Source organism: Klebsiella sp. BIGb0407, from assembly GCF_024807845.1.
GTDB lineage: Bacteria > Pseudomonadota > Gammaproteobacteria > Enterobacterales > Enterobacteriaceae > JGM124.
Window position 1 is genome coordinate 473,790 of record NZ_JANUEQ010000003.1, and the last position, 26,528, is coordinate 500,317.

Below are 26,528 nucleotides of genomic sequence, written 5' to 3' on the forward strand. Positions count from 1 at the left end.
TTTAGTCCTTTTTCCCACTAAAAAAATTACCAAAGCGCTGCTGGAATCGTGCAGGCCCGCCCTCATTGGTATAAACCTTCTGTTTTCCGGTGTAATACGGATGTGACGAAGATGAAACCTCAACAGTCACATACGGGTAGCTCACCCCTTCAAGTTCAATTGTTCTTTCCGTTTTAATCGTCGATCCGATTTTGAAATATTCATTAACGCTGGTGTCATGAAACACTACGGTTCGATAGTCAGGATGGATGCCATGCTGCATAACGGCCTCTACTGTTATGTTATAAAGTAACATCACTTTAAAGTGGCTTGAACTGAAAAGCAAGCATCCTGGTACTGCTCCGATGTCAGCCATTTCCCACCAGATTGGGTGTAGAGCCCTTCCCACCTTCTTTTCCTGTTTATGCAAAAGCTTAGAACCCCACAACGGAATAGCTTAGAAGATAACAATATTGGGCGAACTCATATGCTTACGGATAAGTTATCTCCATCGCAACCTGAACATAATTTAGTAGGAGCCAGCCATGACACAGTTCCGCTGTTGTACCGAACATCACCGTGTTGATCCTACTAATTTATTGATTTTTGGAGTACATCATGAGCAACAATCCAGACCTGGCACTGCCGATACTTGACCTCTCTCAGTTAAAAGGTACCCCAACTGACCGCGCAGCATTTCTGAGTCAGTTACGTTACGCCGCACGTGAAATCGGATTCTTCTATCTCATCAACCATGGTATTAGCAGCGAACTGCAACAAGCCGTTCAACAGCAATCTCGTCTGTTCTTCGCGCTCCCTGACGACCAAAAACAGAATGTCAGCATGATCCACTCCCCCCATTTTCGTGGTTATAACCGTGCAGCCAGTGAGCTGACGCGGGGTAAACCTGACTGGCGTGAACAATTCGATGTTGGTGCTGAACGCCCGGTATTGTCGCTGGATGAAAACACCCCCGCGTGGCGCAGACTGCAGGGACCCAACTTATGGCCACAAGCACTGCCTGCGCTAAAAACCACGGTTTTACAATGGCAAAGTGAAATGACCGAAGTGGCACTGACTCTGCTGAAAACATTTGCCACAGCGCTGAGTCTGCCAGAAAACGCTTTCGAAAAGCTCTACGGCAATGAACCAAACGAACACATTAAACTCATTCGTTATCCTGGCCAGCAAGGTACTCAAAGCAATCAAGGAGTCGGCGCTCATAAAGATTCCGGTTTCCTGAGTTTCTTGCTCCAGGATGACCAAAAGGGTCTGCAAGTTGAAGTCTCACCAAATAACTGGATTGATGCCAGCCCTCTGCCCGGCAGCTTTGTGGTCAATATTGGTGAGTTATTAGAACTGGCGACCAATGGCTACCTGCGTGCAACTGTACACCGTGTGGTATCGCCACCCGCGAACCAGGAGCGTCTGTCCATCGCGTTCTTCCTCGGCGCACAGCTGGATGCCGTAGTCCCGGTTTATGAACTCCCCGAAGCACTCTCTCGTGAAGCACAAGGACCGGAAAGCGATCCCCATAATCCGCTGTTGCGCGATGTTGGCTGGAACTATCTGAAAGGCCGTCTGCGCTCACACCCTGACGTGGCTGAACGTTACTACCCTGAAACTGTTAAAAAAACCTCAGAAACTGTTGCTTAAGTATAGGAATAAATCGATGAAAAGAACGTCATTTAAGTTAGCCAGTATCGCTCTGTCACTCTCCTTTGCTTTTGCAGCCCAGGCTGCGGATGCGCTACGCATTGCCGCAGATCCCGTGCCTCACTCGGAGATCCTTGCCTTTGTACAAAAAGAGGACCCGGCGAATAAGCTCAAAGTTATTGAACTGAGTAACGGCATTAACGCTAATGAGCTACTAGCCAATGGTGACGTTGATGCCAACTATTTCCAGCATTTACCGTATTTGCTGGATCAGGAAAAAGCGCTCGGTAAGAAATTTGTTGTGGCAGCAACGGTGCATATTGAGCCGTTTGGGGTTTATTCGAGAAAATATAAATCACTCAAAGATGTTCCGAATGGCGCGACTGTCGCTATACCCAATAACGTGACTAACCTGAGTCGTGGCCTGTATCTGCTACAAGATAATGGTCTGATTACTCTGAGACCTGAATTTAAAGATGCTTCCCTGAAGCTCGCTACTCCGAAAGATATCGTCGGTAACCCGAAAAATCTGAAGATTGTTGAGGTCGAGTCTCCGCAGATCCCACGTTCTCTGGATGATGTTGATCTCGGAATCATCAATGGTAACTACGCGCTTGAAGCCGGTTTAGTTCCAGCAAAAGATGCCCTGGCTCTGGAAAGCGCCGTGAATAATCCTTATGCCAACCTTCTGGTGACCACACCTGAACTAGCTAATGACCCGCGTATTAAAGCGCTGGCTAAAGATTTAGAATCAAAAGCGACTGCTGACTTTATTAATAAGCAATATAACAACTCCGTTATTCCGGTTGCTCATAAGCCATGATTACACTTGAGCGGCTGAGCAAAGTGTATGCTGGAGAAGGCCAACCGGCGCTTGATGACATAAACCTGGAGGTGCCGAAAGGCGCCGTCTATGGAATTCTTGGTCGCAGTGGCGCAGGGAAAAGTACACTGATCCGCTGTCTCAATTTACTGGAGCGGCCCACGAAGGGCCGCATCATTATGAATGGCCAGGATATCACGACCTATTCACAGCGTGACTTACGATTACACCGTCAGCGCACGGGAATGGTATTCCAGCATTTCAATCTTATTCATGCGCGCAATGTTGAGGACAATATTGCCGTTCCCTTAGAAATCGCGGGGGTCTCAAAAGATAAGCGAAAATTACGTGTGCTGGAGTTACTGGACTTGGTCGGCCTGAGCGATAAAGCAAAAGCCTTTCCTTCCCAGCTCTCTGGCGGACAAAAACAGCGGGTGGGTATTGCCCGAGCCTTAGCAGCACACCCGGATATCTTGCTGTGTGATGAAGCAACCAGCGCACTTGACCCTGAAACAACGGCTTCTGTGCTGGGACTACTGGCAGAGATTAATCGTCAGCTCGGCCTGACGATTGTGCTTATCACCCACCAGTTGGAGGTGGTTAAGACTATTTGCGATCACGCCGCTTTACTGGAAAAAGGCAGGCTGATTGAGAGCGGCCCTCTGTCTGAAAGACTGATTGATCCCTTCTCTCGCTTGCGCGCCGCATTGCTTCATAACAGTGAAGCTGAAAAAGCATTTTTACGTCGTCATGGTGTTGAAGAGAGGGTGCTATGCGTAGCCTGAGCTGGGAAGATTTATGGCCGTTATTACTCGAGGGTACGCTGGATACGCTTTATATGGTGGCACTGGCTGCGTTATTTACCCTGCTAATCGGTTTACCGCTAGGCGTATTGCTGTTTATTACTCGCCGTGAGGGGGTTCTGCCTGCGCCGCGTGTAAATCAGCTACTCGGCAGTATTATTAACGTCGGCCGTTCATTACCCTTTATCGTGTTACTGATCGCGCTAATTCCTTTTACGCGTATTATTGTCGGCACCACGCTCGGTAGTACCGCCGCTGTAGTCCCTATCACTATCGGCGCTTTTCCCTTCTTTGCCCGTATTGTGGAAAGTGCGCTGGATGAAGTCGATAAGGGACGCATCGAAGCTATTCTTTCAATGGGCGGTAATGCCTGGCATGTTATCAGCAAAGTGTTACTACCCGAGGCCCTGCCAGCCCTGCTGGCGGGTATCACGCTCACCGTGGTAATGCTGATTGGCTTCTCTTCAATGGCTGGCGTAATCGGTGGCGGTGGCTTAGGTGATTTAGCTATCCGCTACGGTTATCAGCGCTTTAATGACCAGGTGATGATAGGCACCGTGGTTATCCTGGTCGCTATGGTTCAACTGGTACAAAGTACCGGGGACAGGCTGGTTCGTCGTCTCGCCCATCGTCGCTAAATATCCTTCTGCCTTGCTGACCCGACATCCTGTCCAGATGTCGGGTATTTATCTTCAAATCCCCTTCCCGTCATCCATGTTCTATTTTCTGGTCGCGATCACAAAAATAAAATGTTAACGATAACAAAAGTGATTTAAATCACATTTTAACCTGTTTTTGCTTTTCACCCTCAAAGTTAACGTTAACAATTGAGTTAATAAATATTCAGGGGATAGCCAAATGGCTCTGACAATACGCAAACAACATCATTATCTGGTTCTGAGTGGACTCCTGTTTACCTTCTTCTGGACCTGGTCTTCTGTTTTTTCACTGATCTCTCTTTGGTTACATCAAAAGATAGGGTTGAGTGGCGCTGAAACCGGTCTGATATTTTCCATTATCGCCCTTACAGCCCTGTGCGCGCAGCCGTTATACGGTTTTGTCCAGGATAAACTGGGACTGAAAAAAACGCTGCTTAGGGTAATAGGTTTCCTGCTGTTAATCAGCGGTCCTTATTTTATTTTTGTTTGTACGCCCCTGCTTCACTTTCATATTGTGCCGGGGGCTATCAGCATCGGGCTTTATGTCGGTGCAACCTTCTTTGCCGGTATCGGTGCTCTAGAGTGTTATACCGAACGTGTTAGCCGTATTGTTGGTTTTGAGTACGGACGCGCCAGAATGTGGGGCTCGCTGGGCTGGGCCGGAGCCACCTTACTTGCCGGGTTACTGTTTAATATTAACCCGCAACTGAATTTCTGGATGGGCAGTGTTTCCGCGCTGATTTTCATCGCGCTCTTATGGTGGATGAAAGATGTCCAGACCAATGCCTTTAATGAACTGGAATACGGCAAAACCAGCTCCCTTTCGCTTAATGATGCATTAAGCTTACTTAAGCTACCGCGCTTCTGGGCATTAGTGGTTTTTGTCTGCGGGGTCAGTGTTTATAACGTGTACGATCAACAATTCCCTATCTATTTTGCTTCGCTATTCAGTGATGTTAACCACGGCAATGAAATGTTCGGTTTCCTGAACTCTTTCCAGGTATTTCTTGAAGCTATAGGGCTATTTCTCGCTCCTTTCCTGGTTAATAAAATCGGCGCTAAACGTGGCCTGTTACTGAGTGGTTTTATTATGGCATTACGTATCTTTGGCTCAGGTATGGCCGTCGATACTGTCATGATTTCAGCAATGAAATTACTGCATGCTGTGGAGCTACCTATCCTGTTGATCTCAATGTTTAAATACATCACAACACAATTTGATCAGCGTCTTTCAGCCACGCTCTATTTAGTCGGATTCCAGTTTGTCACCTCTATTTGTGCCAGCATCTTATCACCACTGGTTGGACGAGGTTATGACCAGCTCGGATTCCCGGATACCTATATGATCCTTGCGGGTCTGGTGTTCTGCTTCACGCTAATTTCAAGCTTCTTGCTCAATGGCGATACGCCTAAACAGCCCGTAGCCCCTCTTAATTTACAAACCAGGTAATGACCATGAAAAGCCAACTTTCCCAGGCACAGCTTGCCTTAGAAGCGAACATTAAGACTCGGGGTAACACCTTTTACCCGCAGTATCACCTGTCACCACCCGCTGGCTGGATGAACGATCCTAACGGATTGATTTATCACAATGGTCTTTACCATGCTTTCTATCAGCATCATCCCTTTGATGAGAACTGGGGCCCGATGCACTGGGGACATTCTACAAGCGAAGATATGGTGCACTGGACAGCACAACCGATAGCACTGGCTCCGGGTGATAAGTGGGATATCGACGGCTGCTTTTCTGGCAGTGCGGTTGATGATAATGGCGTGTTATCCCTTATCTATACCGGCCATATCTGGCTGGACGGCAGTGGTAATGACAGCGCTATCCGTCAGGTGCAGTGTCTGGCGACAAGCCTTGACGGGATCCATTTTGAAAAGCAAGGTGTCATCCTTAATCCACCGCCAGGGATCATGCATTTTCGGGATCCAAAAGTCTGGCAGCAGGACGGCGAGTGGTGGATGGTCATCGGTGCGCGAGATCTCGACGATGTCGGCCAGGTTCTGCTCTATCGCGGAAGCTCGCTGCGTGACTGGCAATTAGATCGGGTACTGGCACAAGCGGATTCTGAAATGGGCTATATGTGGGAGTGCCCGGACTTCTTCCCTCTTGGCGAAGATAATCTGCTGATGTTCTCCCCGCAAGGTATCAAGGCTCAGGGTTATGAAAACCTTAACCTGTTCCAGAGCGGTTATTTAAGGGGTAAATGGCAGCCTGGCAGTGATTTTACAGCGGTACAGGACTTTGTCGAAATGGACAGAGGCCACGACTTTTATGCCCCACAATCCTTTATTGCTGCCGATGGTCGTCGCATAGTCATGGGCTGGATGGATATGTGGGAATCGCCTATGCCCGGAAAACAGGAAGGCTGGGCGGGTTCTCTGACCCTGCCCCGTGAACTGACTCTGGGTATTCGGGGAGAAGTGTTGCAAAATCCTATTGCTGAACTGGCAACACTGCGTACCGAGCACTATACGATAACGCCTTGCTGGCTGGATATTCAGCCACAGCAGCTTCATCAGCAGGCGAAAACCATTGAACTGGAACTGAGCTGGAATTGTGCTGCCAGCAACGCACAACGCTATGGTCTGCGCTTAGGCAGTTGCCTTGAATTGTATGTCGATTCAGCCGAAAAACGGCTGGTGCTGTCTCGCCACTCTGCAGATGAGGCTCTCAATAGCGAACGTAGCGTTGCCATCAGTACCGCAAGTGAGCTGAAACTACGGATATTCATTGACCATAGCTCGGTCGAGGTGTTTGTTAACGAGGGTGAAGCCTGTATGACCAGCCGTATCTACCCGCAACCTGACGATCGCCAGTTAGCCCTGTTTGCACACAGGGGCCGGGCGCTCTGTCAGGGCGGTCTGTTGTGGGAGCTTAGCGATTCACAGTGAAACCCGCTTCAGTAACGGGCAAGGCAGATAGCTAATACCGCGACTCTGACGCCCTTCTATCACGTGCAATGCCGCCTGACGACCCAGTTCGTGATGCGGTAATTGCACGGTGCTCAGCGGCGGTAAAAAGAGCTCGCCAACACCAATCAGATTGTCATATCCCAGTACCGCGGCTTGCTGAGGAATTTTGATTCCTTTTGCCAGTAACTGTTGATAACCAACAAACGCAATCCGATCATTGCCACAAACCAGCACATCAAAATCGGGCAGATTCTGCTCACAATGTGCCTCCAGCAAGGCAGCCAGATCGGTATAGTGGTCATCCCCCATTGTCATATGATACTGCTGCACATCGTCCAGATTCAGCCCAGCTTCTTGCCAGGCTTGTTCAAAACCGTCACGACGCGCTTTACTCGCCAGGGTTTCAACCGGTAGCCAGAAACAGAGAGGTCGCCGATATCCTTGAGCAATTAAATAACGGGTAGCTTCATACTGACCGGAAAAATCATCGGGAATATAGCAAGGTAACGCGGGATCATCAGTAACACAGTTCGCCAGTACGACAGGTTTATCTTCAAGCGCTTTAGGCAGTGTGACGTGGCGTAAACCCATGGTGGTAAAAATAATACCGTCTGGTCGCTGAGATAATAGCTGCTTAACCGCCCGCTCGCTGTCATCAACAGAGAGAATATTAATCAGAAAGCTGTTCCACCCTGATTCACGCGCAGTCTGTTCAATCGCCAGTAACATTTCGACTGAAAAAGGGGTCGTGGCGGTATCAAGAGCCAGAATCGCTATCGTTGAGGCGCTGCTTCCCTGATTGCGAATTTTTCGCGCGGAATAATCTGGTACGTAATGCAGGGTATCAATGGCCTGCTGCACCCGTTCTCTGGTAGCGGGTTTAACATTATCGGGGTGATTAATCACCCGCGAAACTGTCATTAATGAAACCCCAGCCATCGTTGCTACGTCTTTTAAAGAAGCCATATCATCCGCGAAAAGAGAGGGAAACCATGATATTAACGCGTTTCTTGCGGATTTAACACTCACAGACAACCTGATTCAATCACCAGATTGCCTGTCGGGATAAACTACGAAGGGTTATGGTAAGGATTCAACTTTCTCAAAAGCTCTCAATAATACTTCAGGAGAAAGTTCAACCGGTAAAGCATGGATCGACTCGCCCGGCTGTAATGCCCGAGCAATGACTTGATTTAGCTGTTCCGTCTGATGAATATCCACATCCAGTTGCGCAAGCTTAGTCGGCAGATTAAAGCGGGCAAAGGCTTGAGTTAACTGTTGCAGGACATCGTCCTGACCCAGAAGCGCACTTTGTACCAGAATGCCGTAAGCCACTTTGGTGCCATGCAGAAAACGGTCAGTCTGCGGCAAGGTAGTCAGGCCATTATGTATCGCATGCGCTGCTGCCACACGGGTATAGCGCTCACCCAGACCGCCCACCATGCCGCCACCAGCAATAATCGCATCAACAACATCGAGAAATTTCTGGCTGAGCAGCCCGTTTGCACTGTCCTCCAGAGCCTGTTCGCTACTTTCCAGCAGCACGTCACGGATGCTCCGCGCGGCACTGATCCCTAAACGTACCGTCAGCGGCAGGCTTTCAGGCTGCGGGCTAAGAACCACCGCTTCATACCATTTTGCCAGCGTATCGCCAATACCCGCCAGCAAGTACTCAGCCGGGGCGTGCAAAATAATTTCAGGCTCTACCAGTACCAGATGATTAGCATCGTTAAAGATTTCATAACCCAGAGCCTGTCCGGCATCGTTATACCAGACTGAAAGCGGAGTCCAGGCGGCACAGGTGGCCGCGATAGTCGGAATCGCCACCAGCGGGGCCTTCAACCTTCTGGCAACGGCTTTTACAGTATCCAGCAATGCCCCACCGCCAACCCCAATCACTACCTGGCTATCACCCGCCTCGGCAACCAGCCGCTGAACATCGCTTTCACTACAGTGGCCACGAAACAAAATATGTTTCGCCCCGGGTAAATTAAAAGCAGCAGGTAAAAACGATTTTGCCGCCGCCAGGGCACGCTCACCGTAAATCCACACAGCCTGACTCAGCTGTTCTTCAGAATAAAACTCACTCAGACGGGAAAGACTTCCCGGATGAGAGAAATAGTTAGCGGGGCCGGTAACAACACGGATAGCGGTGCTGGACATAATTTATTTCCTTTACATGCTGTTGTCGCAGAAACGATTTAGCTCTAATATATGTCCGGACTTCTGGACGGCTAATAACATTTAGTTTTATCTTATGCTTTTTCACTCATTGCACGCAACCAGGAAGGCCGTTAAAAATTTGAATCAGTTTATTATTTCAAAAGCAGATCCCAGTATGAACCCGCCTGACCGTCTTGAAATGCGTGATATATCTATTGCCTTCGGTGGCTTTAATGCCCTGACTCAGGTGGGCTTTCAGCTCAATGGCGGGTCTATTCATGCCCTGACAGGAGCAAACGGTGCCGGTAAATCGACGCTGATGGCGGTCCTTTCCGGGGCTCATGACCATTATCAGGGACAGATCCTGATTAATGGCGAAGAAATCAAAATCCGTACCCCGCGTGATGCCAAACTTGCCGGTATCCATCTGGTTCAGCAGGAGGTTGATGTTGCCCTGGTTCCCGGGCTGAGTGTGGCAGAAAATATCATGCTCGATAAGCTGGCAGAATCGGGCCATGTTTATCGCTGGGGAGAGATATATCAGCAGGCTCGGGCTGCGTTAGCGCCACTGGAAGTCAATATTGATATCCGTAAACGGATTGAGCAGTGCTCACTGGCCGAGAAACAACAAATTCTGCTGGCACGTGCCCTGTCGCATCACTGTCGTTTTCTGATCCTCGATGAGCCAACGGCCCCTCTTGACGGCCAGGAAAGCGCGCACCTGTTTAAGGTGGTCAGAACCCTTCAGCAACAGGGTATCGGGGTGGTCTTTATTTCGCACCGAATTCATGAGCTGAAAGAAATTTGTGATCAGATGACGGTGCTGCGTGATGGCAAATTTATCTGTAGCGAAGCCATGGCGCAGCTGAGTGGCGAGCAAATTGTCGAAAAAATGCTCGGCCATCATCTGGAGGATATTTATCCCCCGCACCGGACTAAAGTCGCTGATATTCCACTACTGCAAGTCACCGGTCTGCATGATGAGGCCTTGCTACGCAATATTTCATTACGCCTCCGTAAAGGCGAGATCCTCGGTATTGCCGGACTTGCTGGGGCGGGTAAAACCGAACTGTGCAAAGCCCTGTTTGGTGCCACTCCGAGTCAACTGGAAAGCGGCGAATTACAGGGCAAGCCCTGGCGTCCGAAAGATCCCGCAGACTCGGTCAGTCGGGGAGTCGTTTTGGTACCTGAAGAACGCCGTAAAGAAGGTATTTTTATCGATGAATCACTGACCATGAACCTGGCGGTCAGCGCTGATGACCAGTTCTCACGTTTTGGCTTTTTTAACCACCGTAAGGCGCAAGGCTGGGCACAAGAGGTGATCAAGCGCCTGGCTATTCGAACCCTCGGCCCGGCTCAGACCTTAAGACGACTTTCAGGTGGTAATCAGCAAAAAGTCGCTATTGGTAAATGGCTGCGTACCGAAGCAGAAGTCCTGATTTTTGATGAACCGACGAAAGGCGTCGATATCAAAGCCAAAACCGATTTATTTGTCTTAATCGACCAGCTAGCACGCCAAGGCAAAGGGGTGATTTATGCCTCTGGCGAATTTGCTGAACTGGTCGGGCTGTGTGACAGAATTTGCGTCCTTTGGGACGGAAAGATAGTGGCAGAGCTGGATGGCCATCAGGCAACAGAAGAAACCCTTTTATATTACTCCACTGGAGGAGCACCTGCGTGAGTCATAACGCCCCCCTGAAAGCCACTTTATCTGGCCGCCATCAGTTCTTTGAGTTTCTCTATAAATGGGGGATGTTGCTGACTGTTGTCGCGCTGATTGCCCTGTTCGGTATTGCTTCTGACAGTTTTCTCGAGTTGAACAATATCATCAATATTTTACGCTCAATTGCGATAGTCACAGTTATCGCAATTGGCGTCTCTATCTCACTGACCGTGGGCGGTTTTGATTTATCGGTCGGTTCAACCGCGTCACTGGCCAATGCGCTGGTGATTTCGCTGTTTGTCTGGCACGGTTTCGGTACTACCGAAGCTATTATCGTCACCTTACTGCTCTGTACTCTGGTGGGGCTGTTTAATGCCTTCCTTATCGTGGTACTGAAAATCCCCGATATGCTCGCCACCCTCGCCAGCCTTTTCGTTATTCAGGGGGTCGCCATGACCTACAGCTATGGTGGCTCAATTACCAGCAACATGATGCTGCCTGATGGCGAAATGGCTGAAGGTGTTATCCCGGCAAGCTTCTCATTGCTCGGCCAGGTCCCCACTATTGTTATCATTATGCTGGTGGTCACCCTGGTGGCACAGATTGGACTTTCACTCACCAAATATGGCCGCAGAATGTATGCCATTGGCGGTAATCCGCAGGCTGCAAGACTCTCAGGTATCCGTACCACCCGCTATCGTGTCGCCGCCTATGTGCTGGCCTCTTTACTGGCAGGTCTTGGCGGTATTTTACTGGCCTCCCGTATTGGTTCTTCTCAGGTTAACGCCGGGGGCGGTTATCTGATGGATGCGGTTGCCGCAGCCTGGATTGGTTTTTCTCTGGCAGGTTCCGGAAAACCAAATGCTTTGGGTACCTTAGTCGGTGCCATCATCCTTGGGGTATTATCGAATGGGCTGGTGATGTTATCCGTTCCTTATTACGCCATGGACATTATTAAAGGTCTGGTGCTGGCAGCAGCCCTGGCCATCACTTATATCCAACAACGACGCTAACAGGACATAACGATGAAAAAATTAACTGCTTCACTACTGGCACTAAGCCTGCTTGCTGCTCTGCCCGTCGGGGCTGCCGTTGTTGCTCCCGTGCCGGATAAAATTGCTCAGCACGACGGTCCTATTCGCATTGCGGTTATTCGTAACCTCGGTTCTGATGACAACACCACTCAGTTTGTTTCCGGTGCCGTTCAGCAAGGGAAAAAACTGGGCTTTAAGGTGAGTACGTTTCTGAGTAACGGCGATGATGCCCGCTTCCAGGATTTTGTTAATCAGGCGATCAGCCAGAAATATGACGGTATTATTCTGTCCCAGGGCCGCAGCCCTTACTCAACTGAACTGATTAAAAAAGCCATTGATGCCGGGATCGCGGTATCCGTATTTGATACCGCAGTTGAAGGCGCTATTCCGGGCCTCACCGTGAGTCAACAAGATGATGCCTCGCTAACCAATCTCTCTTTTGGCCAGCTGGTAGAGGACTTTAATGGTAAAGCGAATATCGTCAAACTCTGGGTTGCCGGTTTCCCGCCAATGGACAGACGTCAGGCCGCCTATCAGGAACTGCTAAAAGCAAACCCAGGGATTGTTGAGCTTGAATCCATTGGTGCCGTTTCTTCTGATGTTCAAGGTGATACCGCCAATAAAGTCGGCGCTATCCTGGCTAAATACCCGAAAGGCAAAATTGACGCGATCTGGGGCACATGGGATGCCTTTACTCAAGGTGCTTATAAAGCGCTGCAAGAGAATGGCCGTAACGAAATTAAACTGTATAGCATTGATATTTCCAACCAGGATTTACAGTTAATGCGTGAAGCTAACAGTCCCTGGAAAGTCAGTGTCGCGGTTGATCCTAAACTGATTGGTGCCACCAACGTGCGCCTGCTGGCAAAGAAAATTGCCGGAGAACCGACGCCAGATACTTATGACTTTAAGGCTGCCGTGATCCCACAGGCTCTGCTGGTAAGTCAGGCAGAACCGGTTAACGTCACGGGTCTGGCAAAAATTATTCCAGGCTGGGGTCAGACCGATGATTTTGTTGCCCCATGGTTTGCCACCCTGGAAGCTAAAAACAAATAACAACGTAAAATCAATTTGTTGATCAGACTAAAGGGAAATAATTAAGTTTATTTCCTTTTTTTTCCCCGCAATTTAACGGAGGTCGTAATGGGCTTGCCACAACCCGAATACAGCCACAATATGCGCCTGATTGGTCACAGTGACCAGGGCGGAAAGCCAGACGGTGTCCAGGTGATGGTACATCGGGGTTATGCCTATATTGGTCATATGGTATCCCAGGGATTTTCGATTGTTGATGTTCGTGATCCCAGCAACCCCAAAGCCGCAGGTTTTGTTCCAGCGCCTCCGGGAACCTGGAATATTCATCTGCAAACCCATGATGACCTGTTACTGGTTATCAATGCTCGCGACCTGTTTGCCGATACCCGTTTTGCCAATGAAAAAGTCTATTACACGCGCTCTGTCGGCGAAACCGTGAGTGATGTTACCGATAAAGGCTGGAGTGCCGGGCTCCGTATTTTTGATATCTCAACGCCGGATCGGCCGCAAGAACTTAGCTTTCTGTCATTAACGGGCATTGGTATTCATCGTTGCTGGTACGTTGGCGGACGCTGGGCTTATGTCTCTGCCTTAATCGACGGTTTCAGTGATTATATTTTCCTGACTATCGATCTCGCCGATCCTCGCAATCCGAAAGTTGCCGGAAACTGGTGGCTACCGGGTATGAATACCGCCGCGGGTGAGACTCCTTCCTGGCAGGAAGGTAAACGTTACGCCCTGCACCATGCGATTATCAGCGGTGATACCGCCTATGCCAGCTGGCGTGACGGCGGATTAACCTTGCTGGATATCGCCGATCGCAGCCAGCCTAAGCTTATCAGCCATAAAAACTGGAGTCCGCCATTTGGCGGCGGGACGCATACGGCGTTGCCCCTGCCGGACCGTGATTTACTGGTAGTGCTGGACGAAGCGGTGCTGGATAACCAGGAAGATGGAGAAAAGCTGATTTGGCTGTTTGATATTCGTGACCCGGCGAATCCAGTCAGTATTTCGACTTTTCCGCAGCCCAATGAAACCGATTATGTTGCTAAAGGGGCGCACTTTGGACCGCATAATTTGCATGAAAACAGGCCGGGCAGTTTTATTAGCTCAACGCTGATTTTTGCCACTTACCAGAATGCCGGGGTGCGGGCCTATGATATCTCTAACCCCTATCGCCCGGTTGAAACTGGCGCTCTGGTACCCGCCGCACCGTCGAAGATGATGGATACGCGTCCGGGACGCCCACAGATTATTCAGTCCTGTGATGTCTTTGTTGATGCCCAGGGTATTATCTACAGCACCGATTATAACGGCGGCCTGTCGATTATTGAGTATCTGGGTTAACAGGCAGGGCCCTCTCTCAGAGAAGGCCCCTTGTCTTAGCTTTTCTGACGAACCCGGGCAATAAATTCGTCCACAGAATTTATCTGTCCGGCAATCAAAATCAAAAAACGACCTAATTCTATCGCTGAGCTGACACAGGCCAGGCGCATCTCTTCATCCTGAATTGTTTCCAGATCGGCCACATGCGATAAGCCAACACTGCGACGAATCAGCTCTGTACCGCAAAAACCAACCGCGTCAGTCCAGACTTTCTCTAAGAACAGTTCAACATAGCCCGGTGTCGCCAGCGCACTGTCACGGGTACTGTTGTGTGCCAGGGTGATAAAACGGTCTGTAAAGGTAGACCACAGCACGCGAATATCGTCTAAACGCTGCTCGCGGTAACTGGCCGCATCACGCGGGCCAAAATGACCGGGTAAAGCACAGTAGTTCAATAACAAATTACCAATCGCGGTACCCAAATCAAAACCTACCGGCCCGACATAGCCAAATTCAGCATCAATCACTTTCAGACTGCCCTCGGCGACAAAAATAGATCCGCTATGGATATCCCCGTGTAACAGTGCCTCTGCCTGGGTCAGAAAACGGTGTTTCAGTTGGGCTACGGCCAGTTTTAACGCGCTATCTGTGCGTAAGGCTGAAACCTGTTGTTCCAGGGCAGCAGGATAGTTATTACGCTCATGCTGCTGGTAGGGATCATTAAAGAACAGGTCTTCGGTAATCTCACACATTTCCGGATTAATAAAGCGGGCCACCAGCGCTTTTTTAGCATGTGGATGCAGCCAGAAATCGGAGGTGTGGAACAGGGTTTGTGCCAGATACTCACCCAACTGACCGGTAGCCTGAGGATAGCCTTTACCGCCGATCAGTTCGCCGCGCCAGATTCGGTGATCGGACAGATCTTCCATCACCATCACCGCAAGGGCAGCATCATAATGCAGAATATTAACCGTATGCTGCGGGCTGTGTTTATAGTGCTCAACCAGCGTTTCAGCTTCCAGACGGGCACGATCCAGGGTCAGGGGCCAGGACTCTCCTACGCAACGTACATATGGCAGCGCCTGCTTAACAATAATCTGGCTGACACCCTGGGTATCAAAAATTTTAAACACCAGATTAAGATTACCATCCCCCACTTCTTGCGCGTCCACCAGACTCTCTGGATTATCCAGCCCGCCAAACTCCTGGGCATAAGCTACTGCATCTGCAGCAGTAAACGTGCGATATTGGGACATTGAGCAACCTCTTATAAATAAAGTCATCTGTGCTTTATACCCGTAATACTTCAAGTTGCCTGGGTGTTGCTGGCGGCAAGCGAACGCATCTGTTATTTAACGGGTATAGACGTCTATACATCTGGAAGGCATGTTGGCACAATATGCCGCAGTAACGCAATATGGAATCCACATCAATGCAAAATTTAAAAACCACCAGTCTTGAGGTTAAACAGAATCAACTGTGGATCCTCTGCCAGCAAGCCCTCCCCCAGCAACAAAACTGGCTGGCCGCTCATACCGTTGAACAACTGGTCGCGCATATTCATAGCCTGAGCGTTCGTGGCGCGCCTCTGATTGGCCTTTCTGCCAGTCTGTTACTGGCATTACTTGCCGAAAACGGACAGTCACGGGAACAGCTGGCAAGCGCACTAGAAATCCTGCGAGCATCAAGACCGACCGCCGTTAATCTGATGAATAATCTCGACCAGATGAAACAGGTGCTGGCACAGCCCGATTTTGTCAGCGCGCTGAGCAAAGAAGCATTACGTCTGGTGGAAGAAGATAAGCGGCTTTGTAACAACATTGCTGATGCCGGTGCAGCCCTGGTTAAACCGGGCAGTCGCTTGCTGACGCACTGTAATACCGGTGGGCTGGCAACGGCGGGAGTCGGAACGGCACTGGGCGTTATCCAGCGTGCTTTTTCCCAGGGTAAGGTTGAAAGTGTTTGGGTAGATGAAACGCGACCCTTATTACAAGGTGGCAGATTAACCGCCTGGGAACTGGGTGAACTCGGGATCCCTTATCAATTAATTTGTGACTCAATGGCCGCCAGCCTGATGGCTAAAAAACAGGTGGATGCGATTTGGGTCGGCGCAGACCGTATCGCTGCAAATGGTGACGTAGCCAATAAAATTGGTACCTATAGTCTGGCCGTACTGGCACATTACCACCAGATCCCATTTTATGTTGCAGCACCCAATACCACGCTGGATAGCTATTGCCCGTCAGGTGAAGCCATTCCGATTGAACAGCGTCCGGCCCGGGAAGTCAGCGGCGTTGCCGGAAGCTTCGGCGCAGTACAGTGGGCCCCTGCCAATGCTCAGGTCTATAACCCGGCCTTTGATGTCACCCCTGCTGAACTTATCAGTGGCTGGGTGCTGGATACCGGTGTCGTCACGCCTGAACAAGTCAGGGCGGGCATATTCCAGCCTGAATGATCGGTTTTATCAGCTAAGTAACCGTGAAAAGTAATCATTTGTGATTACTTTTCACTCAATGGAATACCCAATCAAACATAATCGCAAGGATGCTGAAATGAATATAAATAGTGATGATTACGACTTCATACCGCTGCCTGACGTTAAAGCTGAGTTACTGACAACCGCTAAAGGCAAGAAGGCATGGGATGAACTTCAAACATGCAAAGCCGACAAACTCGCCCAGAAAGATAAAAATCCAAAAAAAGATTATCAGGCGGGTTAAATTCACTCCTCTGCGCATAAGAACAGCCTGACGGCTGTTCTTATATTTACGCTCTGCACCAGAAGAATACGATTTGTTTAATTATTATTAACGAATTGTTATATTTATGGCTAACGTTAATTCATTATCATAATAATGAAGATGAAGATCTGATTTACGACAAGAATATTTTATATTTCCAAAAACATTCGTTAACATAGCCAACAGTTAATTTATTTTTTGGGTTTTTAGTTTGGTCTCACTGTACAGCCTGTCGCAGCGTAGTACACCCGCAGTTATTGCTATCCTGGCAATACTGATGCTGTTCCTTGCCCCAGAGGTATCGAAAAACCTGGTTCAATGGCAGGATGCCGTTCCTGAAACTCACCAGATGCAGGGTACTGTGGCACATGAGATGCCCGCAGACCATAACCATAACACCCACACAATACCCTCCTCCGAGCATCACGCACACCACGGTGAGAGCGGCGGCCATCATATGATGGGTAGTAGCAGTATGGCGGGTGACTTTGCCTGCGGGTATTGTGAGTTACTGATCCATTGTCCGCTGATTTTCTGGCTCTTCGCACCGCTTATCTGGCTGTTGCTGGTTTCTTCCCGTGCACCGCCGTTAATTATATATTGTCTCTTTCCCCTCACTTATTTCGTAAGTAGTGCACAGCCACGTGCCCCGCCGGTTATCTGATATTTCTTTCATATTAAAATTAATTTCTGATTAATTCAGGAAGCTATTGCGACATTCGAAATATATGTGCTTTGCACAGGATAACCCATGTCTGAAAAAAATATCACTCAACGGAATACGCGTGCCGCTACGCAGGAGTTTCTCCGTCGACTTCATTTTTATATTGGACTGTTTGTCGGTCCGTTTATTTTTATCGCTGCGCTGACCGGGGCGCTCTATGTCTCCAGCATACAGATTGAAAAAATACTTTATGCACATGAGCTAAGGGTTCAGCCGACGGGCGAACCAAAATCACTGGCACAGCAAATCAATGCGGCCAGACTCTATGCGGGCCAGGATGAAACCATTTATGCAGTGCGTCCGGCTCCCGGCTCTGGTGATACCACAAGAGTTCAGTTCGTCGATGCAAACCTTGGCGCATCTGAATCCAGGGCTGTATTTGTCGATCCCTATACCTTGCAGATCCAGGGTTCCCATACCGTTTACGGCAGCAGTGGTTCTCTGCCTCTGAGGATGTGGATAGACCAAATCCATCGGGGCCTGCTACTGGGTGATTTTGGCCGGAATTACAGCGAGCTTGCCGCCTCCTGGATGTGGGTTGCCGGGCTGGGAGGAGTGTTACTCTGGTGGTCAAGCCGCCCTAAGCGTCAGCGACGTAAGCCTAAAGGCGCTCTGGCTGTCAGTCGTCGTATTCATATTTCGCTGGGGCTCTTTTTACTGGCAGGCTTGCTGCTGTTCTCCGCCACCGGTCTGACCTGGTCTCAGTGGGCCGGGGGTAATATCGACAGCATGCGTGCAGCATTTAACTGGCTGACACCCCAGGTTCGTACCACTCTGGAGACACCCGCAGCACACCATCATCAGGCACATGACCCCCATGCGGAACACCAAATGCCGGTCAGCCAGAGTGCGCCAAAGAATGCCGATAACGCGCTCTGGGGAGATGTGCTGGCCGCCGCAAGACTGGCTGGCGTCGGTGCAAACAATGTTGAGATCCGTGCACCTAAAACCGCGAATCATGCCTGGACCGTCAGCGAAAGAGAAGCACACTGGCCTTCACAGGTGGATGTGGTTTCAATCGACCCGCACAATATGCAGATTGTCGATAAGGTCTCTTTTGAGCAATATCCGCTGGCGGCGAAACTGACTCGCTGGGGTATCGATTTTCATATGGGGTTACTGTTTGGCCTGCCTAACCAAATTCTGCTCATCGCTTTTGGTCTCGGCGTCTGCCTGATGATAGTCCTGGGGTATAGAATGTGGTGGCTACGCCGCCCGGCGGCACCCGGCCCGCAAGCAGTCAGCACCCTTATTCAAGCCTGGATAAAACTGTCTCCTGGCTTAAAGTTCCTGTCACTGTTAATTCCGCTGGTACTGGGATTCTGCCTGCCAGTCATGGGGGTCAGCCTGCTGATATTTGTCTTAATTGACCTGTTACGCTGGCAGCGACAGAAGCGTCGTTTAGCAACCTAAAAAAATGGCCGCAACATCGGGTGTTGCGGCCATTTTTTAACACTTAACCCTGCAGCTATGGCAGCTTCGGATAGGCATCCGAAATCGCATCACCAGTAAAGTTAGCAATCCAGCCTTCCGGGTTATCAAAGATACGAATAGCGGTAAAGTTTGGCTCTGAGCCCATATCAAACCAGTGCGGTGTCCCCGCCGGAACAGAGATCAGATCGTTCTTTTCGCACAGTATCTGGTAGACCTTGCCATCAAGATGCAGACAAAACAGCCCGGCACCTTCCACAAAGAAACGGACTTCATCTTCGCCGTGGGTATGTTCAGCCAGGAACTTGGTGCGGAAGACATCTTTTTGCGGGTTGTCAGCGCGCATGCTGATCACATCCCAGCTCTGATAGCCTTTTTCTTCCACCAGCTTATCAATCGCATGCTGATAAGCCTGAATCACTGTTTGGGGAGCAGGATCCTGACCTAAATCCTGATTGGCCTCCCAGCGTTCAAAACGCACTTCTTTGGCATTCAGTTGCTCACGAATAGCCTCAGCATCAGTACTGTGCCAGACAGGCTCATTGGCTTCAGTATCGGTAAAAATGGTTAATGCACTCATGAAGAAATCGACTCCAGATTGATGTTATCAAAACCTTTTACTTGCTGATGATGGCTGACGTCATCAGGCTCCCCACGGACTAGCTGCAAAGTATGCCAGCCGGCCTCTTCCGCGGCATCCAGTTCCTGATAAATATCAGACAGGAACAGCAGCGACTCTGGCGGCAGGCCGATTTGTTCAGCAATATTACGATATGACTGCACTTCGCGCTTGGCACCAACATGGGTATCAAAATAACCGCTGAATAAATCAGTGATATCACCCGCGTCGCTGTAGCCGACTAACAATTTTTGCGATGCAACAGAACCTGAAGAGTAGATGTATAACCCAACGCCCTGCTGTTTCCAGCTCTTGAGTGCAGGCAGCACATCAGCATAGAGATGACCGGTAAAGTCACCCTTCTCATAACCCTGACGCCAGATAAAGCCCTGCAATGCCTTCAGTGAGGTCGATTTACGATCTTCGTCCATAAATCCAAACAACACTTCAATCAGCCGTTCAATATCCGCCTGCGGTTCGCCGATTTCAGCACGTAAGTTATCTAAAATATCCTGGATATCGTTCTGATTCTCACGGACAAAATCGGCCAGTCTTTCACGGGCATAGGGAAATAATACATTGTGAACAAAGCGAATATCCGTGGTGGTGCCTTCAATATCCGTAACAATCGCGCGAATCATAGTGTCTCCAGCAGGCTACATTAACTTTTTACCTTGTTTTATCAAAAGCCCGACAGAAAGTCTTGTTTCTTTAACAGACATTTAATCGTACTTGGTTGCCAGAGCAGCAAGAGTGACGCCTTCACTATCAATAAATTGCACATCCTAAACCTGAGCAAACACCCCTCCCGACAGCTTTCTGGCGAAATGCCAGATAACATCATGTTATAGTTTTGCTAACATCCAGATATCTATGAACTCCCTGTAAGGTCTTCACATCATGAGTCATTCATCTTTCGCGCCTGAAAGTAAATTACCGGCGCTCGGAACCACTATTTTTACCCAAATGAGTATGCTGGCGCAGCAGTATCAGGCGATTAACCTTTCCCAGGGTTTTCCTGATTTTGATGGCCCTGAGTTTCTGCAGCAACGCCTGGCCTGGCATGTCAGTCAGGGAGCCAACCAGTATGCTCCGATGACGGGCGTGCAACCGTTGCGCGAAGCGATTGCAGAAAAAACGGCAGCACTCTATGGTTATCTGCCTGATGCGAATAGTGAAGTCACCGTGACCGCAGGTGCCACAGAAGCACTCTATGCAGCCATTACCGCATTGGTTCGTCCTGGTGATGAGGTTATTTGTTTCGATCCAAGTTATGACAGCTATGCTCCGGCAGTCGCATTATCGGGCGGGATTATGAAACGCATAACCCTGAGTCCGCCCCATTTTCGCGTCGACTGGCAGGCATTTAGCGAACTGCTGAGCCCGCGCACTCGTCTGGTGATTATCAATACGCCTCATAATCCTTCCGCTACCGTCTGGCAGAAAAGTGATTTTGCCGCTTTATGGCAGGCGATTGCTGGGCAAGAGATTTATGTGCTGAGTGACGAAGTCTACGAACATATCTGTTTTGATGACGAGGGACATGCCAGTGTGCTCGCCCATCCTGAACTGCGCGAACGGGCTATTGCCGTGTCATCTTTCGGTAAAACCTTCCATATGACGGGCTGGAAAGTAGGTTACTGCGTGGCCCCTGTTGCACTGAGTGCAGAGCTGCGTAAAGTACACCAGTATCTGACGTTTTCCGTCAATACTCCGGCTCAGTTAGCTATCGCCGATATGCTACGCGAACACCCGGAGCATTACCTTGAATTGCCGGAGTTTTACCGTGCCCGCCGGGATCGTTTTATCAACGCACTGGCTGATAGCCGTTTAAAGCTTCTGCCATGCGAAGGAACCTACTTCCTGTTAGCGGATTACAGTGCCATTTCTGATAAGGATGATGTGAGCTTTTGCCAGTGGCTGACCAAAGAAGTCGGCGTTGCGGCTATCCCTCTGTCAGTTTTTTGTGAGGGCGAATTTCCCCATAAACTGATTCGCTTATGTTTTGCCAAGCAGGAAGCCACGCTGGACGCAGCAGCAGAGAGATTACGCACCTTGTAATCAGGTCGCTCCCTGTCGCAAAACGATGGGGAGGATCAGAGTCCGAGAATATCTTTCACAAAAGGAATAGTGAGTTTTCGCTGGGCGGTGATCGATGCATGATCGAGCTGATTGAGCGTAGTAAACAGGGTACGCATTTCCCGGTCTAACCGTTTAAGCAGAAAACGGCCAACATCTTCGGGTAACTCAAATCCACGCAGTTTGGCTCTGGACTGAAGTGCCTGAAGTTTATCGTTGTCCGACAAAGGCAGTAATTTGTAGATTTGCCCCCAGTCCAGACGGGAAGCAAGATCGGGTAGCTGCAGATTAAGCTGGCGAGGTGGCCTGTCACCGGTTATCAGTAGCCGGGTTTTACCGGACTCCAGAATACGATTATAGAGATTAAAAATAGCCATTTCCCACAGGTCATCTCCGGCAATACATTCGATATTGTCGATGCACACCAGCGAAAGCTGTTCCATACCATCAAGCACTTCAGGTACAAACCAGGTGCGCTTATCCAGCGGAACATAGCCTACTGCATCACCCCGCTGAGAGAGTTCTGCACAAGCAGCGTGTAATAAATGACTACGACCTGCCCCTTCCCGCGACCAAAAATAGATATACCCGCTGTGCTCCTGACGAAGCACCGCATGAAGCGCGGCTAATAAAGAAGGATTATCACCCGGCCAGAAACTGGCAAAGGTTTCGTCATCAGGCAAATAAAGTGGCAGCGAAAGCTGCGCTGGCGTATTCAGAATTACCTCAACCATAATCGGCAGAAAATCCGCAACAGTCTACCACAGAATCCAGGCGTTTTCGAAGCACGTAACACAATATGAGGTAGATTCTACTGCTGAAGAAAAAATGTCAGCGCTTTATTCGAGGAAGGGAAAGTTCAGGGCAATCATCTGATTTTACCGTTCGGTTTACGTATAAAGGCTCGTAAGTTTACGAGCCTTTATCATCATTCAGTGTCAGAGCAACGTATTAGTCGACATCATGCGCATCGAGCACTTCTTCTTCCGGAATAACCAGACTAATTACGTGGAACAGTAAGCTAAGAATAACCCCAACAATTGTTGCCAGCGCCATGCCTTTCAGCTCTGCTGCGCCAATGTGTATTTTAGCGCCACTGACCCCAATAATCAGGATAATTGAAGTCAGGATCAGGTTTTTGGCCTTACTGAAATCAACTTTAGACTCAATTAAAACCCGGATACCCGAAGCGCCTATTACTCCATACAACAAGAGCGAAACGCCTCCCATCACTGGAACCGGGATAACCTGAATCGCTGCTGCCAGTTTACCAATACAGGAAAGCAGGATAGCGAAAATCGCCGCACCGCCGATAACCCAGGTTGAGTAAACGCGCGTGATGGCCATGACACCAATATTTTCACCATAAGTGGTGTTCGGCGTTGAACCAAAGAACCCGGAGAACACGGTTGAAATGCCGTTGGCAAACATAGAGCGATGCAGGCCAGGGTTATGGAGTAAGTCCTTTTTAACGATATTCGCCGTGACGACCAGATGCCCGACGTGCTCAGCAATAACCACCAGGGCGGCGGGTAAAATAGTGAAAACAGCAAACCATTCAAAGCGTGGCGTATAGAAGGTTGGAAGAGCAAACCAGTGAGCGTCACGGATTGCCGTGGTATCAACTATGCCCATCCCAAAAGAGAGCGCGTAGCCGACCAGGACTCCGATAAGAATCGGAATAATAGCCATAAAGCCACGGAATAATACCGACCCTAATACCGTAACGCTAAGGGTTACCAGCGAGATAAAAATGGTCGTGCCATCAGGGGCGACACCATCAGCGGGTAATAATCCCGCCATATTTGCCGCGACGCCTGCCAGTTCCAGGCCGATAACAGCAACAATAGCGCCCATTGCCGCAGGTGGGAACATCACGGTCAGCCAGCCGGTACCGGCAACTTTAACGATAAGCGACACCAGACAAAACAATACCCCACACATAATAAAGCCGCCAAGAGCGACTTCATATCCGAGTGGTAGCAGTAACAGTACCGGGGAAATAAAGGCAAAGCTCGACCCCAGATAAGCGGGTATTTTGCCCTTACAAATAAATAAGTACAGCAGAGTACCAATACCGTTAAACAGCAGAACTGTAGCTGGGTTTATCTGAAACAGAATGGGAACCAGAACGGTTGCCCCAAACATCGCAAACAGATGCTGAAGACTCAACGGAATCGTTTGCAATAATGGTGGTCTTTCACTTACCCCGATAGCGCGGCGGGCCATGATGCTTTCCTCTAAGTATTATTATGACGTGTATTGTTGTTATAAAAATCAAAAAAAAGCCGACTTCTCAGTCGGCTTATTGAATTACTTGGTACCAAATATCTTATCGCCTGCGTCACCGAGGCCAGGGATGATGTATCCGTGTTCGTTTAACCCTTGGTCAATCGATGCGGTATAGAGCTCAACATCCGGATGCGCTTTCTCCAGCGCTTCAATACCTTCCGGTGCGGCAACCAGCACCAGGACCTTGATACTGACGCAACCTGCTTTTTTCAACAGATCAATAGTGGCTATCATTGAGCCACCGGTAGCGAGCATCGGGTCAACGACCAATGCCATACGCTCTTCTATATTAGAAACCAGCTTCTGGAAGTAAGGAACAGGCTTGAGCGTTTCTTCATCACGGTAAATGCCGACAACGCTGATACGTGCACTTGGGACATTTTCCAGCACGCCTTCCATCATGCCAAGACCAGCACGCAGAATAGGCACAACGGTAATTTTCTTACCCTTGATCTGTTCTATCTCAACCGGACCGTTCCAACCGTCAATAGTCACGGTTTCTGTTAGTAAATCCGCAGTAGCTTCATAAGTCAGCAAACTGCCGACTTCTGAGGCGAGTTCACGAAAGCGCTTAGTACTGATGTCATTCTCACGCATCAGGCCTAACTTATGTTTGACGAGTGGGTGTTTCACTTCCACGATCTTCATACTCTTTCTCCCCGAGATAGTCTGGCATAAAAAAAATCGCCGGATTATACCGCTTTTTGACGGTTGTGCTACATGTATTGCATCAGGTTCTGGTTAATCATTCAGAATAGTCGAGATTGAACAATAATACACCAGCCATCAATAAGAGGCTCGCAAACGTTTGCTTCCACTGTTAGAATTGCCGCGTTTTCATTTCATACCACCCACGGGGAACGCGCAGTGACCGATAAAACCTCTCTCAGCTATAAAGATGCCGGTGTAGATATTGATGCTGGTAACGCTCTGGTCGACAGAATTAAAGGCGTGGTTAAAAAAACACGCCGTCCTGAAGTGATGGGGGGTTTGGGCGGTTTTGGTGCGCTATGTGCACTGCCACAGAAATACCGTGAACCCATTCTGGTTTCAGGCACCGACGGCGTCGGCACTAAACTGCGTCTGGCAATGGACTTAAAACGTCACGATGCGATTGGTATTGACCTGGTTGCCATGTGTGTCAACGACCTCGTGGTTCAGGGTGCAGAGCCGCTGTTCTTCCTCGACTACTACGCCACCGGCAAGCTGGATGTCGATACGGCCTCTAGCGTTATTACCGGTATCGCTGAAGGCTGTCTGCAATCAGGCTGCGCGCTGGTCGGCGGTGAAACCGCTGAAATGCCAGGCATGTACCACGGCGAAGACTACGATGTCGCTGGTTTCTGCGTCGGCGTGGTTGAAAAATCAGAAATTATTGACGGTTCTAAAGTTGCCGATGGCGATGTACTGATTGCCCTCGGTTCCAGCGGTCCGCACTCCAACGGTTACTCATTAGTACGTAAAGTGCTGGAAGTAAGTGGCGCAGACCCGCTGACCACAGATCTGGAAGGCAAGCCACTGGCGGACCATCTGCTGGAGCCGACCCGCATTTACGTTAAAAATATTCTTGAACTGATTACGCAGGTTGATGTTCACGCTATTGCTCACCTGACTGGCGGTGGTTTCTGGGAAAATATTCCTCGCGTACTGCCAGACAACACCCAGGCCGTTATCAGTGAGTCTTCCTGGCAGTGGCCTGCAGTCTTTGGTTGGCTGCAGCAGGCGGGTAATATCAGCCGTCACGAAATGTACCGTACCTTTAACTGCGGTGTCGGAATGATTATCGCGCTACCAGCAACAGAAGCTGATAAAGCGGTTGAGCTGATGACTGCTAAAGGTGAAAAAGCCTGGAAAATCGGTATCATCAAGGCATCAAGTAGCGAAGAACGTGTGGTTATTGAGTAATGAAAAATATTGTGGTGCTGGTATCCGGTAGTGGATCTAATCTACAGGCAATTATTGACGCCTGTGAGCAACAGAAGATTAACGGCACCATTCGCGCGGTGTTCAGTAATAAGGCCGATGTTTTTGGTCTTGAGCGAGCGCGTGATGCCGGTATCCCGGCTTTTTCATTACAGCCTCGTGACTACGCAACCCGTGAAGCATTTGATAATCAGCTCATCACTGAAATTGACGCCTGGGATCCTGACCTCGTGGTTCTGGCAGGATATATGCGTATTTTGAGCCCGGTTTTTGTTACGCACTACAGTGGACGGCTGTTAAATATTCATCCGTCCTTGTTACCGAAATATCCCGGGCTGCATACCCATCAACAGGTACTAGAGAATGGCGACCAGGAACACGGCACTTCAGTGCATTTTGTCACTGAGGAGCTGGATGGCGGGCCGATTATTCTGCAGGCTAAAATCCCGGTATTTCCTGAAGATGAAGAAAGCGACATTTTTGCCCGCGTTCAGCATCAGGAGCACGCGATTTATCCCTTAGTGGTTAGCTGGTTTGTCGATGGTCGCTTAGCGATGCGGGATAACGCCGCATGGCTCGATAATGTGCGTCTTCCACCGCAAGGTCACGCTGCCGACTGATGCGTCTGTTCTCTTTTTAACCCCCCTTGCCGGGGG

The 26,528-nt window shown here is 49.5% G+C and carries 26 protein-coding genes; 17 read left to right on the forward strand and 9 right to left on the reverse strand.

Annotated features, from left to right (window positions below; all coding sequences use genetic code 11):
* Position 1: 1 nt before the first annotated feature.
* A complete protein-coding gene (locus M2387_RS12225) occupies positions 2 to 262 on the reverse strand; it encodes a type B 50S ribosomal protein L31 (protein ID WP_259049874.1) in 261 nt (86 codons plus the stop codon).
* A gap of 335 nt (positions 263 to 597) precedes the next feature.
* Between M2387_RS12225 and M2387_RS12230 the strand changes: the two genes are divergently transcribed.
* The 6 genes from M2387_RS12230 (at position 598) to M2387_RS12255 (ending at position 6,821) form a co-directional block, all read left to right on the forward strand.
* Positions 598 to 1,635: an isopenicillin N synthase family dioxygenase gene (locus tag M2387_RS12230; RefSeq protein ID WP_259049599.1), complete on the forward strand. Its 1,038-nt coding sequence runs from the start codon at positions 598 to 600 to the stop codon at positions 1,633 to 1,635.
* Between the two features lie 16 nt (positions 1,636 to 1,651).
* Positions 1,652 to 2,458 (forward strand): MetQ/NlpA family ABC transporter substrate-binding protein, encoded by an 807-nt coding sequence (locus M2387_RS12235; protein WP_259049601.1) that lies wholly within the window; start codon positions 1,652 to 1,654, stop codon positions 2,456 to 2,458.
* The gene (locus M2387_RS12240; RefSeq protein ID WP_259049603.1) at positions 2,455 to 3,243 is read left to right on the forward strand and encodes a methionine ABC transporter ATP-binding protein; all 789 of its coding nucleotides are present in this window, start codon (positions 2,455 to 2,457) and stop codon (positions 3,241 to 3,243) included. Before M2387_RS12235 ends, M2387_RS12240 begins: the two co-directional genes overlap by 4 nt.
* On the forward strand, positions 3,240 to 3,899 hold the full coding sequence (locus M2387_RS12245) for a methionine ABC transporter permease (RefSeq protein ID WP_259049875.1): 660 nt from the start codon (positions 3,240 to 3,242) through the stop codon (positions 3,897 to 3,899). The genes M2387_RS12240 and M2387_RS12245 overlap by 4 nt, the downstream gene beginning before the upstream one ends.
* 220 nt (positions 3,900 to 4,119) lie before the next feature.
* Positions 4,120 to 5,370 (forward strand): MFS transporter, encoded by a 1,251-nt coding sequence (locus M2387_RS12250; protein ID WP_259049605.1) that lies wholly within the window; start codon positions 4,120 to 4,122, stop codon positions 5,368 to 5,370.
* A gap of 5 nt (positions 5,371 to 5,375) precedes the next feature.
* Positions 5,376 to 6,821 carry a glycoside hydrolase family 32 protein gene (locus M2387_RS12255; protein WP_409039852.1) on the forward strand — a complete coding sequence of 482 codons (1,446 nt, stop codon included), beginning with the start codon at positions 5,376 to 5,378 and terminating at the stop codon, positions 6,819 to 6,821.
* Here the strand turns inward: M2387_RS12255 and M2387_RS12260 are convergent.
* Together M2387_RS12260 and M2387_RS12265 are read right to left on the reverse strand one after the other, a co-directional pair.
* On the reverse strand, positions 6,813 to 7,808 hold the full coding sequence (locus M2387_RS12260; RefSeq protein WP_259049609.1) for a LacI family DNA-binding transcriptional regulator: 996 nt from the start codon (positions 7,806 to 7,808) through the stop codon (positions 6,813 to 6,815). The genes M2387_RS12255 and M2387_RS12260 overlap by 9 nt on opposite strands.
* A gap of 114 nt (positions 7,809 to 7,922) precedes the next feature.
* Entirely contained in the window at positions 7,923 to 9,005 is a 1,083-nt protein-coding gene (locus tag M2387_RS12265; RefSeq protein WP_259049610.1) for an oxidoreductase, read from the reverse strand.
* A gap of 175 nt (positions 9,006 to 9,180) precedes the next feature.
* On the opposite strand from M2387_RS12265, the gene M2387_RS12270 reads away from it, so the two are divergent.
* The 4 genes from M2387_RS12270 to M2387_RS12285 all read left to right on the forward strand — a co-directional run bounded on the left by M2387_RS12270 (position 9,181) and on the right by M2387_RS12285 (position 14,084).
* A complete protein-coding gene (locus M2387_RS12270; protein WP_259049612.1) occupies positions 9,181 to 10,686 on the forward strand; it encodes a sugar ABC transporter ATP-binding protein in 1,506 nt (501 codons plus the stop codon).
* Positions 10,683 to 11,681 (forward strand): ABC transporter permease, encoded by a 999-nt coding sequence (locus tag M2387_RS12275; RefSeq protein ID WP_259049614.1) that lies wholly within the window; start codon positions 10,683 to 10,685, stop codon positions 11,679 to 11,681. The genes M2387_RS12270 and M2387_RS12275 overlap by 4 nt, the downstream gene beginning before the upstream one ends.
* A gap of 12 nt (positions 11,682 to 11,693) precedes the next feature.
* Entirely contained in the window at positions 11,694 to 12,758 is a 1,065-nt protein-coding gene (locus M2387_RS12280) for a sugar ABC transporter substrate-binding protein (protein ID WP_259049616.1), read from the forward strand.
* Positions 12,759 to 12,845: 87 nt separating this feature from the next.
* Positions 12,846 to 14,084 carry an LVIVD repeat-containing protein gene (locus tag M2387_RS12285; protein WP_259049618.1) on the forward strand — a complete coding sequence of 413 codons (1,239 nt, stop codon included), beginning with the start codon at positions 12,846 to 12,848 and terminating at the stop codon, positions 14,082 to 14,084.
* Between the two features lie 35 nt (positions 14,085 to 14,119).
* Here M2387_RS12285 and mtnK read toward each other — a convergent pair whose 3' ends face one another.
* The gene (gene mtnK / locus M2387_RS12290) at positions 14,120 to 15,319 is read right to left on the reverse strand and encodes an S-methyl-5-thioribose kinase (RefSeq protein ID WP_259049620.1); all 1,200 of its coding nucleotides are present in this window, start codon (positions 15,317 to 15,319) and stop codon (positions 14,120 to 14,122) included.
* 176 nt (positions 15,320 to 15,495) lie between these two features.
* Between mtnK and mtnA the strand changes: the two genes are divergently transcribed.
* From mtnA to M2387_RS12310, 4 genes are all read left to right on the forward strand, one after another.
* The gene (mtnA, locus tag M2387_RS12295) at positions 15,496 to 16,518 is read left to right on the forward strand and encodes an S-methyl-5-thioribose-1-phosphate isomerase (RefSeq protein WP_259049621.1); all 1,023 of its coding nucleotides are present in this window, start codon (positions 15,496 to 15,498) and stop codon (positions 16,516 to 16,518) included.
* A 97-nt stretch (positions 16,519 to 16,615) separates the two neighbouring features.
* Positions 16,616 to 16,783 (forward strand): hypothetical protein, encoded by a 168-nt coding sequence (locus M2387_RS12300; protein WP_259049623.1) that lies wholly within the window; start codon positions 16,616 to 16,618, stop codon positions 16,781 to 16,783.
* A 232-nt stretch (positions 16,784 to 17,015) separates the two neighbouring features.
* Positions 17,016 to 17,468, forward strand: coding sequence for a DUF2946 domain-containing protein (locus tag M2387_RS12305; RefSeq protein ID WP_259049626.1), 453 nt, complete (start codon positions 17,016 to 17,018; stop codon positions 17,466 to 17,468).
* A gap of 87 nt (positions 17,469 to 17,555) precedes the next feature.
* A complete protein-coding gene (locus M2387_RS12310; protein WP_259049629.1) occupies positions 17,556 to 18,941 on the forward strand; it encodes a PepSY-associated TM helix domain-containing protein in 1,386 nt (461 codons plus the stop codon).
* A 55-nt stretch (positions 18,942 to 18,996) separates the two neighbouring features.
* On the opposite strand, the gene M2387_RS12315 is transcribed toward M2387_RS12310, so the two are convergent.
* Entirely contained in the window at positions 18,997 to 19,539 is a 543-nt protein-coding gene (locus tag M2387_RS12315; protein ID WP_259049630.1) for a 1,2-dihydroxy-3-keto-5-methylthiopentene dioxygenase, read from the reverse strand.
* Positions 19,536 to 20,219 carry an acireductone synthase gene (gene mtnC, locus M2387_RS12320; protein ID WP_259049632.1) on the reverse strand — a complete coding sequence of 228 codons (684 nt, stop codon included), beginning with the start codon at positions 20,217 to 20,219 and terminating at the stop codon, positions 19,536 to 19,538. The genes M2387_RS12315 and mtnC overlap by 4 nt, the downstream gene beginning before the upstream one ends.
* A gap of 259 nt (positions 20,220 to 20,478) precedes the next feature.
* Between mtnC and M2387_RS12325 the strand changes: the two genes are divergently transcribed.
* The gene (locus M2387_RS12325) at positions 20,479 to 21,639 is read left to right on the forward strand and encodes a pyridoxal phosphate-dependent aminotransferase (protein ID WP_259049634.1); all 1,161 of its coding nucleotides are present in this window, start codon (positions 20,479 to 20,481) and stop codon (positions 21,637 to 21,639) included.
* Between the two features lie 35 nt (positions 21,640 to 21,674).
* Here M2387_RS12325 and M2387_RS12330 read toward each other — a convergent pair whose 3' ends face one another.
* The 3 genes from M2387_RS12330 to upp all read right to left on the reverse strand — a co-directional run bounded on the left by M2387_RS12330 (position 21,675) and on the right by upp (position 24,597).
* Positions 21,675 to 22,376 carry a DnaA inactivator Hda gene (locus M2387_RS12330; RefSeq protein ID WP_259049876.1) on the reverse strand — a complete coding sequence of 234 codons (702 nt, stop codon included), beginning with the start codon at positions 22,374 to 22,376 and terminating at the stop codon, positions 21,675 to 21,677.
* Positions 22,377 to 22,608: 232 nt separating this feature from the next.
* Complete coding sequence (gene uraA, locus M2387_RS12335) at positions 22,609 to 23,886, reverse strand: uracil permease (protein ID WP_259049635.1); 1,278 nt, start codon at positions 23,884 to 23,886, stop codon at positions 22,609 to 22,611.
* Positions 23,887 to 23,970: 84 nt separating this feature from the next.
* On the reverse strand, positions 23,971 to 24,597 hold the full coding sequence (gene upp, locus M2387_RS12340; RefSeq protein ID WP_259049638.1) for a uracil phosphoribosyltransferase: 627 nt from the start codon (positions 24,595 to 24,597) through the stop codon (positions 23,971 to 23,973).
* Between the two features lie 219 nt (positions 24,598 to 24,816).
* Here upp and purM point away from each other — a divergent pair, with 219 nt between their 5' ends.
* Both purM and purN read left to right on the forward strand, forming a co-directional pair.
* Entirely contained in the window at positions 24,817 to 25,854 is a 1,038-nt protein-coding gene (gene purM / locus M2387_RS12345) for a phosphoribosylformylglycinamidine cyclo-ligase (protein ID WP_259049640.1), read from the forward strand.
* On the forward strand, positions 25,854 to 26,492 hold the full coding sequence (gene purN, locus M2387_RS12350; RefSeq protein WP_259049642.1) for a phosphoribosylglycinamide formyltransferase: 639 nt from the start codon (positions 25,854 to 25,856) through the stop codon (positions 26,490 to 26,492). The genes purM and purN overlap by 1 nt, the downstream gene beginning before the upstream one ends.
* The last annotated feature ends 36 nt before the right edge of the window (positions 26,493 to 26,528 follow it).